We start from the raw sequence: 18,395 nt of genomic DNA, 5'->3' as shown, positions 1-18,395 counted from the left end.
CGGATAACTGCTTCTGGTGCTTTACGCTGCACACCCGGGTCAGTTGCCAACCCTCTGAACCGTTGAGGCCGGTTCATCGCTGCCTTTGTGGTGGAACTAAAGAACTTCGTTTCGAGCTGCTTTGTTGAGCGGCTTGAGACAAAGAATATGCATGGATGCATATACAGTCAATGCGCTAATGCATTTATTTGCGTATTTAAAATGCACCACCGCATTGAAGCCCCACGGACAAAGGCTCAGCCGGTTTCGACAGGCGAAAAAAAACCCGCTCAATGGCGGGTTTTATCTGAAGGTGACGAGGTTAACGGGCGTACATGCCCCACCAGAAGACGTGACCGAGGATGACAATCTGCTCTTCCTGGATTTCCTGGAAGGTGTAGTCCTCGTCCGGGTGCTCATCACGATTGAAGCTGCGCAGGCGAATGCCGGTCGGCAGGCGATACAGCTGTTTTACCCGCAACTGGCCGTTATGGTTGATCGCATAAAGGTCGCCATCAACGATGTCGCCAATCCCGCACTTGCCGGCGTTCACGCCAACGGTGGCGCCATCGCGCAGCACCGGCAACATGCTGTTGCCGCGCACCGTCACGCATTTTGCCTGGTCGAACTGCACCCCGTTGTGACGCAAGCTGCGTTTGCCGAAGCGCAGGCTAGAGCGCTCGCTCTCTTCGATGACGAATCTTCCTGATCCAGCAGCCAATTCAACCTCGCGAAGAAAGGGAACCGACACCTCGTCGTCATCGACGGGCGTATCGTCGTCCCACAGACTTATGTCCTTGAGTTCGGAATGCACTTCATTGCGCGCGGCATGGGCGGCGGGCGCGACATCGGCGCGGCCACGCAACTGATCGGTGCTCACGGCGAAGTACTCGGCGATCTTCGAGATGTGTTTATCCGAAGGGTCGACGATCTTCCCGCTGAGAATCCGCGAGAGTGTGGATTGAGGCACGCCGGTGCGACGGTGCAGCTCCGTGGGGGAGATCCCGTGCTGATCGAGCAGTGCTCTTAAGACAGTAGAAACGTTGCGTTTTTGCATAACGCGCATAGTGCTTGTTCTTTTCGCCGAAGACAAATGCTGTTTTGCATAAATCGTGCATATTCAGTGTAAATGTGCCGTGGGGCTTTCATGCCTGCGTCGGGCGGACCGCCCATGGTAATCTTGCGCCCATCGCGGAAAAGCCGGGCCAATGCCCCTCCTTTTGCCCTACACCTTTCAACGAGTTTTCCTGAATTTCCGATGAATAAAGCCATCTCCGATCTGTCTTCCCACACGCCAATGATGCAGCAGTACTGGCGCCTGAAGAACCAGCACCCTGACCAGTTGATGTTCTACCGCATGGGCGACTTCTACGAGATCTTCTACGAAGACGCGAAGAAGGCCGCCAAGTTGCTGGACATCACCCTGACCGCCCGTGGGCAGTCGGCGGGTCAGGCGATTCCAATGTGTGGGATTCCTTACCACGCCGCGGAAGGTTACCTGGCGAAACTGGTCAAGCTCGGCGAATCGGTGGTGATTTGCGAGCAGGTCGGTGATCCGGCGACCAGCAAAGGGCCGGTGGATCGTCAGGTGGTGCGGATCATCACGCCGGGTACGGTCAGTGATGAAGCGCTGCTGGATGAGCGTCGGGACAACCTGATCGCGGCGGTGCTGGGTGACGAGCGCCTGTTCGGCCTGGCCGTGCTGGACATCACCAGCGGCAATTTCACGGTGCTGGAAATCAAGGGTTGGGAAAACCTGCTGGCGGAGCTGGAGCGGGTCAATCCGGTCGAGCTGATGATCCCGGACGATTGGCCAAAAGACCTGCCGGCGGAAAAACGTCGTGGGGTTCGTCGCCGTGCGCCGTGGGATTTCGAGCGCGACTCGGCGCTGAAAAGTCTGTGCCAGCAATTCTCTACTCAGGACCTTAAAGGTTTTGGTTGCGAGAACCTGACCCTGGCCATCGGCGCTGCCGGTTGCCTGCTCAGCTACGCCAAGGAAACCCAGCGCACCGCTCTGCCGCATTTACGCAGCCTGCGCCATGAACGCCTGGATGACACCGTGGTGCTGGACGGCGCGAGCCGTCGCAACCTGGAACTGGACACCAACCTGGCCGGTGGTCGCGACAACACCCTGCAATCGGTGGTCGATCGCTGCCAGACCGCCATGGGCAGCCGCTTGCTTACCCGTTGGTTGAACCGTCCGTTGCGGGACCTGACCGTGTTGCTGGCGCGTCAGACGTCGATCACGTGCCTGCTCGACGGCTACCGCTTCGAGAAACTGCAACCACAGCTCAAGGAAATCGGCGACATCGAGCGGATTCTGGCACGGATCGGCCTGCGTAATGCCCGCCCTCGCGACCTCGCTCGTCTGCGCGATGCACTGGGCGCGCTGCCCCAGTTGCAAGTGGCGATGACCGAGCTGGAAGCGCCGCACATCATTCAACTGGCCAAGACCACCAGCACCTATCCAGAACTGGCGGCGCTGCTGGAAAAAGCCATTATCGACAACCCGCCAGCGGTGATCCGTGACGGTGGCGTGTTGAAGACCGGTTACGACAGCGAACTCGACGATCTGCAATCGCTCAGCGAAAACGCCGGGCAGTTCCTGATCGATCTGGAAGCACGCGAGAAAGCCCGCACCGGTCTGTCGCACCTGAAAGTCGGTTACAACCGCATTCACGGCTACTTCATTGAGTTGCCGAGCAAACAGGCCGAGTCCGCGCCGGCCGACTACATCCGCCGCCAGACGTTGAAAGGTGCCGAGCGTTTCATTACCCCGGAACTCAAGGCGTTCGAGGACAAGGCCCTGTCGGCCAAGAGCCGTGCCCTGGCCCGCGAGAAAATGCTTTACGAAGCGCTGCTCGAAGACCTGATCGCCCAGTTGCCGCCACTGCAGGACACCGCCGCTGCGCTGGCCGAACTGGACGTGCTGAGCAACCTCGCCGAACGCGCGCTGAACCTCGACCTGAACTGCCCGCGTTTCGTCGACGAGCCCTGCATGCGCATCACCCAGGGTCGTCACCCAGTGGTCGAGCAAGTGCTGAGCACGCCGTTCGTGGCCAACGACCTGAGCCTCGACGACAACACGCGTATGCTGGTAATCACCGGTCCGAACATGGGCGGTAAATCCACCTACATGCGTCAGACCGCGTTGATCGTGTTGCTCGCGCACATCGGCAGCTTCGTGCCGGCGGCCAGTTGCGAACTGTCCTTGGTGGACCGGATTTTCACCCGGATCGGTTCCAGCGATGACCTCGCGGGCGGCCGCTCGACCTTCATGGTTGAAATGAGCGAAACCGCGAACATTTTGCACAACGCCACCGAACGTAGCCTGGTGCTGATGGACGAAGTCGGTCGCGGCACCAGCACCTTCGACGGCTTGTCCCTGGCTTGGGCGGCTGCCGAGCGACTGGCCCATCTGCGCGCTTACACCCTGTTTGCCACCCACTATTTTGAGTTGACGGTGCTACCGGAGGCGCAACCGCTGGTGGCCAACGTTCACCTCAATGCCACCGAGCACAACGAACGCATCGTGTTCCTCCACCACGTGTTGCCCGGGCCTGCCAGCCAGAGTTACGGCCTGGCCGTGGCGCAACTGGCCGGCGTGCCGAGCGAAGTGATTGTGCGTGCTCGCGAGCACTTGGGTCGCCTGGAAGCCACCGCCCTGCCCCATGAAATTCCTGCACCTGCCAAGGGCAAACCGGCCGCGCCGCAGCAAAGCGACATGTTCGCCAGCCTGCCGCACCCGGTGCTGGATGAATTGACCAAGCTCAATCTGGATGACATGACGCCGCGCCGTGCGCTCGAAATGCTCTATACACTAAAGAACCGGATCTAACGCACTTGCCTGCAAGCTGTTAGAATCTCGCGCGGTTTGGGATGCTGCTGGCTAATAGCCTGGCCAGCAGACTATCGCTCCCGAACCTGGCGACCCCAACGTGAAGGGGCTCCGCTGCCGCCGCCTGAGGAGAAAATTAGAAATGACCTTCGTCGTCACCGACAACTGCATCAAGTGCAAGTACACCGACTGCGTAGAAGTGTGTCCGGTGGACTGCTTTTACGAAGGCCCGAACTTCCTGGTGATTCACCCGGATGAGTGCATCGACTGCGCACTGTGCGAACCAGAATGCCCTGCCGTGGCCATCTTCTCCGAAGATGAAGTGCCAGTAGAAATGCAGGAATTCATTCAGTTGAACGTTGAGCTGGCCGAAATCTGGCCGAACATCACCGAGAAGAAAGAATCGATGCCCGACGCTGAAGAGTGGGATGGCGTCAAAGGCAAGATCAAAGACCTCGAACGCTGATTCCCGCGCGTTCCCGAAAAGGCCCCTAGCGGGCCTTTTTGCTTTTCTACAGGCAAAAAAAGGGGCGGTTTGACCCGCCCACATTTTTCCCTATTCCCTGTATTCCTTTTCATCGTCCTGATGAACCGCTTCCTGCGATGTCCGTTCCCCTCTTCCTTGAAGGGCGTGTCTGTCCGTCGACACAGTTCAGATACTAGAGGGTTCTCTGCCTGGTGCAATTGAGCGGGATCGTCAAAAACGTTTGTCATATGCTCTTAACAAAAACAAATATCCATATAAATCAAAAAGATAGGAATGCGTGCTTAGGAATATGGACGAGTACTGCCTTTTAAAAATAACGAACACTTACGAAAGAGTAAGCAAAGACTTACAGCGCAAGACTACAAACCTGCGGCAATCCCCGCCCATCTTGCAGGCAATAAAAAACCCCGAGTCAGTCGGGGTCTTTTATGGCCGGTTGAGCCGATCGCTTATTGGAACAGCGACTCGCTCGACAGGCCGTTTTTCTCGAGAATCTCCCGAAGGCGCTTCAGGCCCTCGACCTGAATCTGTCTGACCCGTTCCCGAGTCAGGCCAATCTCCAGGCCTACGTCTTCAAGCGTGCTGCTCTCGTGACCGCGCAAGCCGAAGCGACGTACCACCACTTCGCGTTGCTTGTCGGTCAGCTCCGACAGCCATTGATCGATGCTTTGGGACAGATCATCGTCCTGCAGCAGCTCACAAGGGTCGGTTGGACGGTCATCAGTCAGGGTGTCCAGCAGGGTTTTATCCGAATCCGGACCCAGCGAGACGTCGACCGAAGAAACCCGCTCGTTCAAGCCGAGCATGCGCTTGACCTCGCCCACTGGTTTTTCCAGCAGGTTGGCGATTTCTTCGGGTGAGGGTTCGTGATCGAGTTTTTGCGTCAGCTCCCGTGCGGCCCGCAGGTACACGTTCAGCTCTTTGACCACATGGATCGGCAACCGGATAGTCCGGGTCTGATTCATGATCGCGCGCTCGATGGTCTGACGAATCCACCAGGTTGCGTAGGTCGAAAAACGGAAGCCGCGTTCGGGGTCGAACTTCTCCACTGCCCGGATCAGGCCGAGGTTGCCCTCTTCGATCAGGTCCAGTAGCGACAGCCCACGATTGACGTAACGCCGGGCGATTTTAACCACCAGCCGCAGGTTGCTTTCAATCATGCGCTTGCGCCCGGCCGGATCGCCACTTTGCGACAAGCGCGCAAAATGAACTTCTTCTTCCGGGGAGAGCAACGGGGAAAAGCCGATTTCATTGAGATACAGCTGCGTGGCATCAAGTGCCCGCGTGTAATCAATGTACTTGTGCTGTTTTAACGAAGCGGAGTGTTTGGATTTAGCACGAACGGAAGGTGGAGCTGCCCCTTCATCATTCGACATCGAATCCGTGGCGATGCCGGTCTCCATCAGGAGAACCTCATCGTCGATGTCAAACTCCGGCACTTCTTTACTGAGAGCCATTGTTATAGTCCTTTGGTGAGTTCGACCTCAAGCTCAAGCGGCGCCTTTATCCTTGGCAACGCTGGAGCCTGTTCCCTCTACGTGACGGAACAGGCTGGCTAACAAATCAACGACGTGGCAGGAATTGCAGCGGATCTACAGGTTTACCTTGGCGGCGAATCTCAAAATGCAGTTTCACCCGGTCTGTACCCGTTGACCCCATTTCGGCAATTGTCTGTCCGACTTTGACCTGCTGCCCCTCCCGTACCAACAGCCTGCGGTTATGTCCGTAGGCACTGACGTAGGTTTCACTGTGTTTGATGATGACTAATTCGCCGTAGCCCCTTAAGCCACTCCCGGCGTATACCACCGTCCCATCAGACGCAGCTAAAACAGGCTGTCCCAAATCTCCGGCGATATCAATTCCTTTATTCAAACTACCGTTTGAGGAGAATTTACCAATCAGAATGCCATTAGATGGCCATCCCCAGCCGGTCGGGGCCGGGCCGGCTGGCGGCAATGGAGCGGGTGCAGGTTTGTTGGCGACGGACGGTGCAACCACCGTAGTACTGGTGGTTGCGCCATTCGGCTGGCGCCGGATTACCGTGGTTTTCAGCGACGACGAAGGCGCGGAATCGCTCGTACTGGCAACCGCTGTCGGCGTTGATCCGGTGCGACCATCGAAGCGAATTATCTGACCCGGATGGATCGTATAGGGCGTAGGAATATTGTTCCGCGCTGCGAGGGCTTTGTAGTCCCAGCCGTAGCGAAAAGCGATCGAGAACAGGGTGTCTTTTGGTCGAACGACATACTGGCCCGTCGTCGTTGCCGGACGTTGGGGGGCCGCGTTGTTGCGATCGACGACGCCGACGTTACTCGATTTGGTGCTGGAGCAACCGACCAGCAAGGTGCTCAAGACAAGGCCAGTCACCAGGCGCTGAAAGCTCGTTGTACTCATACGCTGCGCAATGACTGTGAGACTCACCCGCCGCTCCCTTTGTGGTGGCTGAAATTGTGGATTGCCGTGTTCCGGCTCGAGATGTCGCAAGTATAACGGGCCGGACAGGCTTTACCTTTAATGAAGCGAATTCGCTTCGCGCACACGTTTGCTGACTGACGATAAATACCGTTTAACCAATCGATGCCGCTGTAAGACACGGCCAATCGAAGAGAATTCAGCGCGCCAAAACAAATGCTCAGGCCAGTGGCCCGTTGAGCAATGGCACGAATCGCACTGCCCCCAGAACACGTCGGGAAAAGCCGTTTTCTTCGCGGATGATCAGCATCAATTGCTGCACCTCGCCGGAGCCGACAGGGATGACCAGGCGCCCACCCGGTGCCAACTGATCGAGCAAGGCCTGCGGCACATCAGTGGCCACTGCCGTGACGATAATGCCGTTGTAAGGCGCCAGTGCCGGCCAGCCCTCCCAACCATCGCCCCACCGAAACACCACGTTTCGCAGGTTCAGCTCCACCAGGCGTTCCTTGGCCCGGTCCTGCAACACCTTGATGCGCTCCACGGAGAACACCCGCTCGACCAGCTGCGACAGGACAGCCGTTTGGTAGCCCGACCCGGTACCGATCTCCATCACCTTGTCCAAAGGACCTGCCTCCAGCAGCAACTCGCTCATGCGAGCCACCATGTAGGGCTGGGAGATGGTCTGGTTATGCCCGATCGGCAGCGCCGTGTCTTCGTAAGCCCGGTGGGCCAGCGCTTCGTCGACGAACAGGTGACGGGGTGTGCGGCGAATGACTTCCAACACTTTGGCGTTGGAAACGCCCTCTTCGTACAGGCGCTGGATAAGGCGTTCGCGGGTCCGCTGAGAAGTCATGCCGATGCCGCGGCGCAGCATATCGTCTTGTTCACGAGACATTAGCGCAGTCCCTCCAGCCAGCCATCGAGACTTCTGAAGGCATCGTTGAAGGTGCGATCCAGTTGCAGCGGGGTGATCGAAACATAGCCCTGCATCACCGCATGGAAATCGGTGCCTGGGCCGCCATCTTCAGCATCCCCGGCGGCGGCGATCCAGTAACCGGACTTGCCCCGCGGATCGACCACTTTCATCGGCGCCGCAGCACGTGCGCGATGCCCGAGGCGGGTCAGCTGAATACCGCGGATATGGTCCAGCGGCAGGTTGGGAATGTTCACATTCAGTACCGTGCGCGGTGGCAGGTCGAGATCGCCATGGGCTTCAACCAACTTGCGCGCAAAGTAAGCGGCGGTAGCAAGGTTCTCTATTTGTCGCGAGACAAATGAAAAGGCAAACGAAGGACGCTCAAGAAAACGCCCTTCAAGGGCCGCCGCCACCGTACCGGAATACAACACGTCATCGCCCAGATTGGCGCCGAGGTTGATCCCCGAAACGACCATGTCCGGTTGCTGCTCCAACAGGCCGTTAAGGCCCAGGTGCACGCAATCGGTGGGGGTGCCGTTCACGCTGATGAAGCCGTTGGCCAGGGTTTGCGGGTGCAACGGACGGTCGAGCGTCAGCGAACTGCTGGCGCCGCTTTTGTCCTGGTCCGGGGCGATAACCACGCATTCGGTGTAATCCGCCAGCGCAGCATAAAGCGCGGCGAGACCGGGTGCGGCTACCCCATCGTCGTTAGAAATCAGAATACGCATGGGCTGTCCGTCTGCCCCACCGGCACCAGATCAACAAGCTCGCGCACCAATACGGTGGCAAAGCATCCGGCCGGAAGGACGAATTCCAGTTGCAGAATGTCAGGCTCGGGATAATGCCACGTCAACCCGCCAATGGGCAGCCGCAGGATGCGACGTTCGTGGCTCATTCCGGCGTTAATCAACCAATCGCGCAGCTCCGCTTCGCGCGCGGCGATTGCCTGCTCCAGTTCATGGACAACGCCTGACGCCGGCGAGTCACCTTCGCCCCACTGCGGGCCGGTCGGGTGCAAGTCGAGAATCGCCAGTCGCGGGTCGCTGCACTCCGCTTCACCGGCCGGAAAGAAGCTGCGGCTGTCGGTGAAGGCCAGCAGATCGCCGACCAAGGCTTGCTGCCAGGTACCGTCGGCAACACGCGCCGCCAACACCTGATTGAACAGGAAACTGCGCGCCGTCGAGAGCAGGCGCGAACGCACGTTGCGCTGCTCCGGCAACGCCTTGCGCGCGGCCCAGGCACGGGCATCGACCACGTTGCCGCCGTCAAAGCCGAAACGCTGGGCGCCGAAATAATTGGGAATACCTTGCTTGGCAATCAGCTGCAGTCGTTCTTCAATCGCGGCTTTGTCGCCAGCGAATTGCGTCAGGCGCAACGTGAAGCCATTGGCCGAGTGAGCGCCACGTTGCAGCTTGCGTTTGTGCCGACCGGTCTTGAGGATTTTCAGCGTGTCGTTTTCTGCTGCCGACAAATCCGGATCAGCCTTGCCGGGCAGCTGTACGCTGAACCATTGGCGCGTCAGCGCCTGACGGTCCTTGAGCCCGGCATAACTGACGGTGCGCAATGGCACGCCCGCTGCCTTGGCGATTCGCCGTGCCGCTTCTTCGGTATTCAGCCCGCGCTTTTCCACCCAGATCCACAAATGCTCGCCATCACCACTGAGGGGGATGTTGAGCACTTCATCGACCTGGAAATCGTCTGCCGTGGCTTTCAGAACAGCGGTGCCGAGAGCGTCACCATAGGCCCGTGGGCCAAGCAATTGCGATTCGTTCATGCGAGCAGCAACAAGGCAACGGCGTGCACGGCAATGCCTTCTTCGCGACCGACAAAGCCAAGCTTTTCGGTGGTGGTAGCTTTCACGTTCACTTGATCCAACTCAACTTGAAGATCCGCGGCAATCAGCGCGCGCATCGATTCGATATGCGGGGCCATTTTCGGCGCCTGGGCAACGATGGTGTTATCGACGTTGCCGACTTTCCAGCCCTTGGCGTGGATCAGCGAGACGACGTGACGCAACAGCACACGGCTGTCGGCGCCCTTGTAGGTCGGGTCAGTGTCCGGGAAATGTTTGCCGATATCACCCAGCGCAGCGGCGCCGAGCAAGGCATCGCTCAAGGCGTGCAGCAGGACGTCACCGTCGGAGTGAGCGAGCAGCCCGAAGCCGTGTGCAATGCGCACGCCGCCCAGAGTAATGAAATCGCCTTCAGCGAAACGGTGCACATCATAGCCGTGGCCAATACGCATAAAAAAACGCCCCGATTTTTGTCAGGGCGTGATTCTACCTGCTTTGTCGAACATTAGGCGCCTAGAGCGCGCGCATGATGTTGCAAGTGGTCGTCGATGAAACTGGCGATGAAGAAATAGCTATGGTCATAGCCGGGTTGCAGGCGCAACGTCAGCGGATGACCGGCCAGTTTGGCGGCCTGTTGCAAGGCTTCAGGCTTGAGCTGGGTGGCGAGGAAATCGTCGCGATCACCTTGATCGACCAACAGCGGCAGCTTCTCGTCAGCCTCGGCGATCAGGGTGCACGCATCCCATTCGCGCCACTTCGAACGGTCTTCGCCGAGATAACGGGAGAAGGCCTTCTGACCCCACGGACAGTCCATCGGATTGTTGATCGGCGAGAACGCCGACACCGACTGATAACGCCCCGTATTACGCAACGCACAAACCAGCGCACCGTGGCCGCCCATGGAGTGACCGCTGATGCCACGTTTGTCCGACGCCGGGAAATGAGCTTCGACCAATGCCGGCAATTCCTGCACGACATAGTCATGCATCCGATAGTGTCGCGACCACGGCTCTTGGGTTGCATTCAGGTAAAAACCGGCACCGAGGCCGAAGTCCCAGGCGCCGTCCGGATCACCCGGCACATCAGGACCGCGCGGACTGGTGTCCGGCGCGACGATGATCAACCCCAGCTCGGCAGCCATGCGCAGGGCGCCGGCCTTGTGCATGAAGTTTTCGTCGGTGCAGGTCAGGCCGGACAACCAGTACAGCACCGGAAGCTTGCCGCCCTGCTCCGCTTGAGGCGGCAGGTATACGGCAAACACCATCTCGCAGCCGAGCACGTCTGACCGGTGCCGGTAACGTTTGTGCCAGCCGCAGAAGCTTTTCTGGCAGGAGATATTTTCCAGGCTCATGACCGACCTCAGAAGTGGATGACGGAACGGATGCTCTTGCCTTCATGCATCAGGTCGAACGCCTTGTTGATATCTTCCAGGCCCATGGTGTGGGTGATGAACGTGTCCAGCGGGATTTCGCCGGTCTCGGCCATTTCGACGTAGCTTGGCAACTCGGTACGGCCGCGCACGCCGCCGAACGCAGAACCGCGCCAGACGCGACCGGTGACCAGCTGAAATGGACGGGTGGAGATTTCCTGACCGGCACCGGCGACACCGATGATCACCGACTCGCCCCAGCCTTTATGGCAGCACTCAAGGGCGGCGCGCATCAATTGCACATTGCCGATGCACTCGAAGGAGAAGTCGACGCCGCCATCAGTCATGTCGACGATGACTTCCTGGATCGGACGGTCGAAGTCTTTCGGGTTCACGCAGTCGGTTGCACCCAACTGCTTGGCGATCTCGAATTTGGCCGGGTTGATGTCGATGGCGATGATGCGTGCAGCCTTGGCTTTTACCGCGCCAATCACCGCCGACAGACCAATGCCGCCGAGGCCGAAAATGGCCACGGTATCACCCGGTTTCACCTTGGCCGTATTCAGTACCGCGCCGATGCCGGTGGTGACACCGCAACCCAGCAGGCAGACTTTTTCCAGTGGCGCTTCTTTAGCAATCTTGGCGACCGAGATTTCCGGCAACACGGTGTATTCAGAAAACGTCGACGTGCCCATGTAGTGGAAAATCGGCTGACCCTTGTAGGAAAAGCGCGAAGTGCCATCCGGCATCAGGCCTTTGCCCTGGGTCGCGCGAATCGCCTGACACAGGTTGGTTTTGCCCGACAGACAGAATTTGCACTGGCGGCATTCCGGGGTGTACAGCGGGATCACATGATCGCCCACCGCAACCGAGGTCACGCCCTCGCCGATCGCTTCAACCACCGCGCCACCTTCGTGACCGAGGATCGACGGGAAGATACCTTCCGGATCCGCGCCGGACAGCGTGTAGGCATCGGTATGGCAGACGCCGGAGGCAACCACACGCAACAGAACTTCGCCGGCCTTGGGCATGGCGACATCGACTTCGACGATCTCGAGGGGTTTCTTGGCCTCGAAGGCAACGGCAGCGCGCGACTTGATCATGTGGATTCTCCAGCGAATAAAAACGAGACAGGAAGTGTAATACACGGCCTTACGGTGAATAATCAGGACAAAAGCAAAACATTATTGCCATGCAGGGATAATCAACGATGGCCGAAAGCCGCTGGGAAGGGATCGACGAGTTCGTCGCCGTGGCTGAATGCAGCCAATTTACGGCCGCAGCGGAACGTCTTGGGGTTTCTTCCTCCCATATCAGTCGACAAATCGTACGCCTGGAAGAGCGCCTGCAAACTCGTTTGCTGTACCGCAGCACGCGCCGGGTCACGCTGACCGAAGCCGGGCAAACCTTCCTGCAACATTGCCAGCGCCTGCAAGACGGTCGCGAAGAAGCCCTGCGCGCAGTGGGCGACTTGACCAGCGAACCCAAAGGCATGCTGCGCATGACCTGTGCCGTGGCGTACGGAGAGCGCTTCATCGTGCCGCTGGTGACGCGCTTCATGGGGCTTTACCCACAGCTGCGTGTCGATATCGAACTGAGCAACCGCCCGCTCGATCTGGTGCACGAAGGTCTGGATTTGGCGATTCGTCTTGGACGCCTACAGGATTCGCGATTGGTCGCTACACGTCTGGCACCACGACGCATGTACCTGTGCGCATCGCCCTCCTATCTGGAACGCTATGGCCGCCCGCACAGCTTGTCGGAACTGAGCCGCCACAACTGCCTCATTGGCAGCTCGGACATGTGGCAACTGGAACAGAACGGGCGGGAATTTTCGCAGCGGGTCCAGGGAAACTGGCGCTGCAACAGTGGGCAAGCGGTGCTGGATGCGGCGCTACAGGGCGTGGGGTTGTGTCAGTTGCCGGACTATTACGTGCTGGAACATTTGAAAAGCGGCGAATTGATTTCACTGCTGGATGCGCATCAACCGCCTAACACGGCGGTATGGGCGCTTTATCCGCAGCAGCGGCATCTGTCGCCGAAGGTGCGCAAGTTGGTGGATTATTTGAAGGAAGGGTTGGCTGAGCGGCCGGAGTATCGGAGCTAAGTTATTTGTTGCCTGTGCCTGACCTATCGCGAGCTTGCTCGCGATGGCGGTTGAACAGCCAGCGAAGAATTCAGCGGCGATTAGCCCAACGCTGACGAAGCCATTCGAGATCTTCAGGACGCGTAACTTTGAGGTTATCGGACCGGCCTTCAATCAGACGCGGCGCCAAACCAGCCCACTCCATCGCCGACGCTTCATCAGTGATTACCGCATCCGCCACCAGACTGTCAGCCAGCGCCCGATGCAAGGCACCCAGGCGAAACATCTGCGGCGTATAAGCCTGCCAAATCACGCTGCGATCCACGGTTTCAACCACACGCCCATGTTTGTCGACCCGCTTGAGGGTGTCGCGCGCCGGAACCGCCAGCAACCCGCCAACCGGATCATTTGCCAGCTCACCCAGCAACTTGTCCAGATCGTCACGACTCAGATTCGGCCGCGCAGCATCGTGCACCAACACCCAGTCTTCATCATCAGCACCCAACGCATGCAAATGCAGCAACGCATTCAGCACCGACCCGGAACGCTCGGCACCGCCGTCAACCCGCTGAATTCGCGAGTCGCCAGCACAGGCCAGGTTTGGCCAATAAGGATCATCAACAGCAAGACTGACCACCAACCCCTTCAGAGACGGGTGATCAAGGAAACAGCCGAGGCTGTGTTCGAGAATAGTGCGCCCGCCCAGTTGCAAGTATTGCTTGGGACGGTCTGCGGCCATACGGGCACCGACGCCCGCGGCAGGAATCACGGCCCAGAAGGCCGGTAATGGGGAATTCATCGAGCCAGCTGGTAAAGGGTTTCACCGTCCTTGACCATGCCCAACTCATGGCGAGCCCGTTCTTCGACGGTCTCCATGCCTTTTTTCAACTCACCGACTTCGGCGTCCATGACCCGATTGCGCTCCAGCAATCCTTCGTTCTCAGCCTGTTGATCCTTGATCTGCTGAGTCAGCTCTGCCACTTGCGCCAGACTGCCATTACCCACCCACAGGCGGTATTGCAGGCCAGCCAGCAACAAGAGCAAGACAAGGAACAACCAATTGGGACTGCGCATCGAATATCAGGTTTCCAGTGAAAAAAGACAGCCATGCAAAAACATTGAAGCTTCTGATAGCACGAAGCCTGGAAAATCCAGGCTTGTGCTTATAAGGCATCAGATTAGTGGCAAAAACGTCGCTGTAGCGATTTTTCCGACACAATCCGGTGTCTTTTTACCATGCAGTGCCGTGCCTCACCAATACGCGCCTTTTTGACGAGTGACTGTTGTTGTCAGACAAGGCGCCGCGACGAGTCATAGCTGGCTATGGCGAGGAGCGGCAACGCAGTATGACGACAAAAGGCACCGTCAAAAAGGCGCAGTATTGGCGAGGCACGGCACTCTATCAACCGCGGAACTCGGCACGACCGTTGTACTTGGCTTTGCCATTCAACTGCTCTTCGATACGCAGCAGTTGGTTGTACTTGGATACGCGGTCGGAACGGCACAGGGAACCGGTCTTGATCTGGCCAGCCGAGGTGCCCACAGCCAGGTCGGCGATGGTCGAATCTTCGGTTTCGCCGGAGCGGTGCGAGATCACGGCGGTGTAACCAGCGGCCTTGGCCATCTGGATGGCTTCCAGGGTTTCGGTCAGGGTGCCGATCTGGTTGAACTTGATCAGGATCGAGTTGGCGATCTTTTTATCGATGCCTTCTTTCAGGATCTTGGTGTTGGTCACGAACAGGTCGTCGCCTACCAGCTGGGTCTTCTCGCCGATCTTGTCGGTGAGGATTTTCCAGCCAGCCCAGTCGGACTCGTCCAGGCCGTCTTCGATCGAGATGATCGGATAGCGCTCGGTCAGGCCTTTGAGGTAATCAGCGAAACCTTCAGCGGTGAACACCTGGCCTTCGCCGGACAGGTTGTATTTACCGTCTTCGTAGAACTCGCTCGCCGCGCAGTCCAGAGCCAGGGTCACGTCGGTGCCCAGCTTGTAACCGGCGTTGGCCACGGCTTCGGAGATCACTTTCAAAGCGTCTTCGTTGGAAGCCAGGTTCGGTGCGAAACCACCTTCGTCACCGACAGCAGTGCTCAGGCCACGTGCCTTCAGCACAGCTTTGAGGTGATGGAAAATTTCGGTGCCCATGCGCAGGCCTTCCGAGAAAGACTTGGCGCCAACCGGCTGAACCATGAATTCCTGGATGTCGACGTTGTTATCGGCGTGCTCGCCACCGTTGATGATGTTCATCATCGGTACCGGCATCGAATAAACACCCGGGGTGCCGTTCAGGTTGGCAATGTGAGCGTACAGCGGCAGATCCTGGTCCTGTGCTGCTGCCTTGGCCGCAGCCAGGGAAACGGCGAGGATCGCGTTGGCGCCCAGGGAACCTTTGTTTTCGGTACCGTCGAGCTTGATCATCGCGTGATCCAGCGCTTTCTGGTCGCTTGGGTCCATGCCTTTCAACAGGTCACGGATCGGACCGTTGATGTTGGCCACGGCCTTCAGAACGCCTTTGCCCAGGTAACGGCTCTTGTCGCCATCACGCAGCTCGAGTGCTTCACGCGAGCCAGTGGAAGCACCGGACGGCGCGCAGGCGCTGCCGATGATGCCGTTATCGAGAAGCACGTCCGCTTCCACGGTGGGATTGCCACGGGAGTCGAGAACTTCACGACCTTTGATGTCGACGATTTTTGCCATTGTTGTAAACACTCCAAAGTTGACGAAAACGACGCAGCTAGAGGAAATCTTTTACCGTCGGCAAGTGAGGTGCAGCGGGCAGACTTGCGGACGATAAGGCTCAGGCCCGAGGGCCTGAGCAACAAATCGTGCGGTACTTTACCGGAGAATTGAGGTTTACGCGGTTTCTACCGTCGGAAAACTCTTCACCAGTTCGTCCAACGCTTTGAGCTGGGCCAGGAATGGCTCCAGTTTGTCCAGACGCAAGGCGCAAGGGCCGTCGCATTTGGCGTTGTCCGGGTCCGGGTGGGCTTCGAGGAACAGGCCGGCCAGCGACTGGCTCATGCCTGCCTTGGCCAGATCCGTCACCTGGGCACGGCGACCACCGGCGGAATCGGAGCGACCACCGGGCATTTGCAACGCGTGGGTCACGTCGAAGAACACCGGGTATTCGAACTGCTTCATGATGCCGAAGCCGAGCATGTCGACAACCAGGTTGTTGTAGCCGAAGCTCGAACCGCGTTCGCAGAGGATCAACTGATCGTTGCCCGCTTCCACGCACTTGCTCAGGATGTGTTTCATCTCGTGCGGTGCCAGGAACTGGGCTTTCTTGATGTTGATCACCGCGCCTGTCTTGGCCATCGCGACCACGAGGTCGGTCTGGCGCGACAGGAAGGCCGGCAATTGAATGATGTCGCAGACTTCAGCGACGACCGCGGCCTGGTCAGGCTCGTGGACGTCGGTGATGATCGGCACGCCGAAGGCTTGCTTGATGTCCTGGAAAATCCGCATGCCTTCTTCCAGGCCGGGGCCACGGTAAGAGGTCACGGAGGAACGGTTGGCCTTGTCGAAGCTGGCCTTGAACACATAAGGGATGCCGAGTTTCTCGGTAACCTTCACATACTCTTCGCAGACCTGCATCGCCATGTCGCGGCTTTCCAGCACGTTCATGCCACCGAAAAGCACCATTGGCTTGTCGTTGGCAATCTCGATATCGCCTACGCGGATGATCTTCTGCGCCATCAGATTTATGCCTTCTTCTGGTGTTGAATCAATGCTGCTTTAACGAAACCGCTGAACAACGGGTGACCGTCGCGTGGCGTCGAGGTGAACTCAGGGTGGAACTGGCAAGCAACGAACCATGGATGATCCGGGGCTTCGACCACTTCAACCAGCGCGCCGTCACCGGAACGACCGGTGATTTTCAGACCGGCTTCCATAATCTGCGGCAGCAGGTTGTTGTTCACTTCGTAGCGGTGACGGTGACGCTCGACGATGACGTCTTTGGCGTAGCAGTCGTGCACCAGCGAACCCGGCTCCAGCAGGCACTCCTGAGCACCGAGGCGCATGGTGCCGCCCAGGTCAGACGATTCGGTACGGGTTTCCACCGCGCCGGTAGCATCTTCCCACTCGGTGATCAGACCCACGACCGGATGGCCGCTGGCACGATCGAACTCGGTGGAGTTGGCATCTTTCCAGCCCAGCACGTTACGAGCGAACTCGATCACGGCCACTTGCATGCCCAGGCAGATGCCGAGGTACGGAACCTTGTTTTCGCGAGCGTATTGAACGGCGGTGATCTTGCCTTCCACGCCACGCAGACCGAAGCCGCCAGGTACGAGGATCGCGTCAACACCTTCCAGAAGCGCGGTGCCCTGGTTTTCGATGTCTTCGGAATCGATGTAGCGCAGGTTGACCTTGGTGCGGTTGCTGATGCCGGCGTGACTCATCGCTTCGATCAGCGACTTGTAGGCGTCCAGCAGTTCCATGTACTTGCCGACCATCGCGATGGTCACTTCGTGTTCCGGGTTCAGCTTGGCATCAACCACCGCTTCCCACTCGGAGAGGTCAGCGCTGCCGCATTGCAGGCCGAAACGCTCGACGACGAAATCATCCAGGCCCTGGGAATGCAGGATGCCCGGGATCTTGTAGATGGTGTCGGCGTCTTCCAGCGCGATCACTGCACGCTCTTCAACGTTGGTGAACTGCGCGATCTTGCGGCGCGAAGAGATGTCGATCGGGTGATCGGAACGGCAAACCAGCACATCCGGCTGCAGGCCAATGGAACGCAGTTCCTTGACCGAATGCTGGGTCGGCTTGGTTTTGGTTTCGCCGGCCGTGGCGATGTACGGCACCAGTGTCAGGTGCATCAGCATTGCGCGCTTGGCGCCGACTTCGAAACGCAATTGGCGGATCGCTTCCAGGAACGGTTGCGACTCGATGTCACCCACGGTGCCACCGATCTCGACCATCGCCACGTCGGCATCGCCGGCGCCCTTGATGATCCGGCGCTTGATTTCGTCAGTGATGTGCGGGATCACCTGGATGGTTGCGCCCAGGTAATCACCACGGCGCTCTTTGCGCAGCACGTGCTCGTAGACACGGCCGGTGGTGAAGTTGTTGTTCTGGGTCATGGTCGTGCGGATGAACCGCTCGTAGTGGCCCAGGTCCAGGTCGGTCTCGGCGCCGTCATGGGTGACGAACACTTCACCGTGCTGGAACGGGCTCATGGTGCCCGGGTCAACGTTGATGTACGGGTCCAGCTTCAGCATGGTGACCTTAAGTCCCCGCGCCTCCAGGATGGCCGCCAATGAAGCCGATGCGATGCCTTTCCCCAATGAAGAAACAACACCGCCCGTGACGAATATGTAGCGCGTCATGAAAAACCCTAGAAGTCTGCGTTAAAGCGGTCCGAGCCGCCGGGGAAAGCGAAGGAAGGCCGAAGCCCCCGATCACCTGCATTAATCACAGTGCACCTTTCAAAAAAACCGCCGCGTTGGGACAGACCGGCAGATAAAACACCGGTGCGTTGCTCGCTACACATTTTTTGGAATCGCCCAGC

The 18,395-nt window shown here is 58.6% G+C and carries 17 protein-coding genes; 3 read left to right on the top strand and 14 right to left on the bottom strand.

What is annotated here, in order from left to right; all coding sequences use genetic code 11:
* Nucleotides 1-301: 301 nt before the first annotated feature.
* Complete coding sequence (locus tag D882_RS0120735) at nt 302-1,036, bottom strand: XRE family transcriptional regulator (protein ID WP_027925001.1); 735 nt, start codon at nt 1,034-1,036, stop codon at nt 302-304.
* A gap of 213 nt (nt 1,037-1,249) precedes the next feature.
* On the opposite strand from D882_RS0120735, the gene mutS reads away from it, so the two are divergent.
* Both mutS and fdxA read left to right on the top strand, forming a co-directional pair.
* Nucleotides 1,250-3,817, top strand: coding sequence for a DNA mismatch repair protein MutS (mutS, locus tag D882_RS0120730; RefSeq protein ID WP_172825953.1), 2,568 nt, complete (start codon nt 1,250-1,252; stop codon nt 3,815-3,817).
* Nucleotides 3,818-3,959: 142 nt separating this feature from the next.
* Nucleotides 3,960-4,283, top strand: a complete 324-nt coding sequence (gene fdxA / locus D882_RS0120725; protein WP_027924999.1) for a ferredoxin FdxA — start codon at nt 3,960-3,962, stop codon at nt 4,281-4,283.
* A gap of 470 nt (nt 4,284-4,753) precedes the next feature.
* Here the strand turns inward: fdxA and rpoS are convergent, their stop codons facing one another.
* From rpoS to D882_RS0120685, 8 genes are all read right to left on the bottom strand, one after another.
* Complete coding sequence (gene rpoS, locus D882_RS0120720) at nt 4,754-5,761, bottom strand: RNA polymerase sigma factor RpoS (protein WP_027924998.1); 1,008 nt, start codon at nt 5,759-5,761, stop codon at nt 4,754-4,756.
* Between the two features lie 106 nt (nt 5,762-5,867).
* Nucleotides 5,868-6,725, bottom strand: coding sequence for a peptidoglycan DD-metalloendopeptidase family protein (locus D882_RS1000000132190; protein WP_027924997.1), 858 nt, complete (start codon nt 6,723-6,725; stop codon nt 5,868-5,870).
* 211 nt (nt 6,726-6,936) lie between these two features.
* Entirely contained in the window at nt 6,937-7,572 is a 636-nt protein-coding gene (locus D882_RS0120710; RefSeq protein ID WP_172825954.1) for a protein-L-isoaspartate(D-aspartate) O-methyltransferase, read from the bottom strand.
* Nucleotides 7,573-7,613: 41 nt separating this feature from the next.
* Nucleotides 7,614-8,363, bottom strand: coding sequence for a 5'/3'-nucleotidase SurE (gene surE, locus D882_RS0120705; protein WP_027924995.1), 750 nt, complete (start codon nt 8,361-8,363; stop codon nt 7,614-7,616).
* A complete protein-coding gene (truD, locus tag D882_RS0120700) occupies nt 8,351-9,409 on the bottom strand; it encodes a tRNA pseudouridine(13) synthase TruD (protein WP_027924994.1) in 1,059 nt (352 codons plus the stop codon). The genes surE and truD overlap by 13 nt, the downstream gene beginning before the upstream one ends.
* Nucleotides 9,406-9,879, bottom strand: coding sequence for a 2-C-methyl-D-erythritol 2,4-cyclodiphosphate synthase (gene ispF, locus D882_RS0120695; protein WP_027924993.1), 474 nt, complete (start codon nt 9,877-9,879; stop codon nt 9,406-9,408). The genes truD and ispF overlap by 4 nt, the downstream gene beginning before the upstream one ends.
* A 53-nt stretch (nt 9,880-9,932) precedes the next feature.
* Nucleotides 9,933-10,778, bottom strand: coding sequence for an S-formylglutathione hydrolase (gene fghA, locus D882_RS0120690; RefSeq protein ID WP_027924992.1), 846 nt, complete (start codon nt 10,776-10,778; stop codon nt 9,933-9,935).
* A gap of 8 nt (nt 10,779-10,786) precedes the next feature.
* Nucleotides 10,787-11,899 (bottom strand): S-(hydroxymethyl)glutathione dehydrogenase/class III alcohol dehydrogenase, encoded by a 1,113-nt coding sequence (locus D882_RS0120685; protein ID WP_027924991.1) that lies wholly within the window; start codon nt 11,897-11,899, stop codon nt 10,787-10,789.
* Between the two features lie 107 nt (nt 11,900-12,006).
* Between D882_RS0120685 and D882_RS0120680 the strand changes: the two genes are divergently transcribed.
* Complete coding sequence (locus D882_RS0120680) at nt 12,007-12,903, top strand: LysR substrate-binding domain-containing protein (RefSeq protein WP_027924990.1); 897 nt, start codon at nt 12,007-12,009, stop codon at nt 12,901-12,903.
* A gap of 70 nt (nt 12,904-12,973) precedes the next feature.
* Here D882_RS0120680 and ispD read toward each other — a convergent pair whose 3' ends face one another.
* The 5 genes from ispD to D882_RS0120655 form a co-directional block, all read right to left on the bottom strand.
* Nucleotides 12,974-13,681 carry a 2-C-methyl-D-erythritol 4-phosphate cytidylyltransferase gene (gene ispD, locus D882_RS0120675; RefSeq protein WP_027924989.1) on the bottom strand — a complete coding sequence of 236 codons (708 nt, stop codon included), beginning with the start codon at nt 13,679-13,681 and terminating at the stop codon, nt 12,974-12,976.
* The gene (gene ftsB / locus D882_RS0120670; RefSeq protein ID WP_027924988.1) at nt 13,678-13,956 is read right to left on the bottom strand and encodes a cell division protein FtsB; all 279 of its coding nucleotides are present in this window, start codon (nt 13,954-13,956) and stop codon (nt 13,678-13,680) included. The genes ispD and ftsB overlap by 4 nt, the downstream gene beginning before the upstream one ends.
* A 328-nt stretch (nt 13,957-14,284) precedes the next feature.
* On the bottom strand, nt 14,285-15,574 hold the full coding sequence (eno, locus tag D882_RS0120665; protein ID WP_027924987.1) for a phosphopyruvate hydratase: 1,290 nt from the start codon (nt 15,572-15,574) through the stop codon (nt 14,285-14,287).
* 156 nt (nt 15,575-15,730) lie between these two features.
* A complete protein-coding gene (gene kdsA, locus D882_RS0120660; RefSeq protein ID WP_007949350.1) occupies nt 15,731-16,576 on the bottom strand; it encodes a 3-deoxy-8-phosphooctulonate synthase in 846 nt (281 codons plus the stop codon).
* 5 nt (nt 16,577-16,581) lie between these two features.
* Nucleotides 16,582-18,213, bottom strand: a complete 1,632-nt coding sequence (locus D882_RS0120655) for a CTP synthase (RefSeq protein ID WP_027924986.1) — start codon at nt 18,211-18,213, stop codon at nt 16,582-16,584.
* Nucleotides 18,214-18,395 lie beyond the last annotated feature (182 nt).

The organism is Pseudomonas sp. URMO17WK12:I12, from assembly GCF_000514395.1.
GTDB lineage: Bacteria > Pseudomonadota > Gammaproteobacteria > Pseudomonadales > Pseudomonadaceae > Aquipseudomonas > Aquipseudomonas mucoides.
The sequence above is the reverse complement of the archived record's forward strand: the minus strand, read 5'-3'. Positions and strand labels throughout refer to the sequence as shown.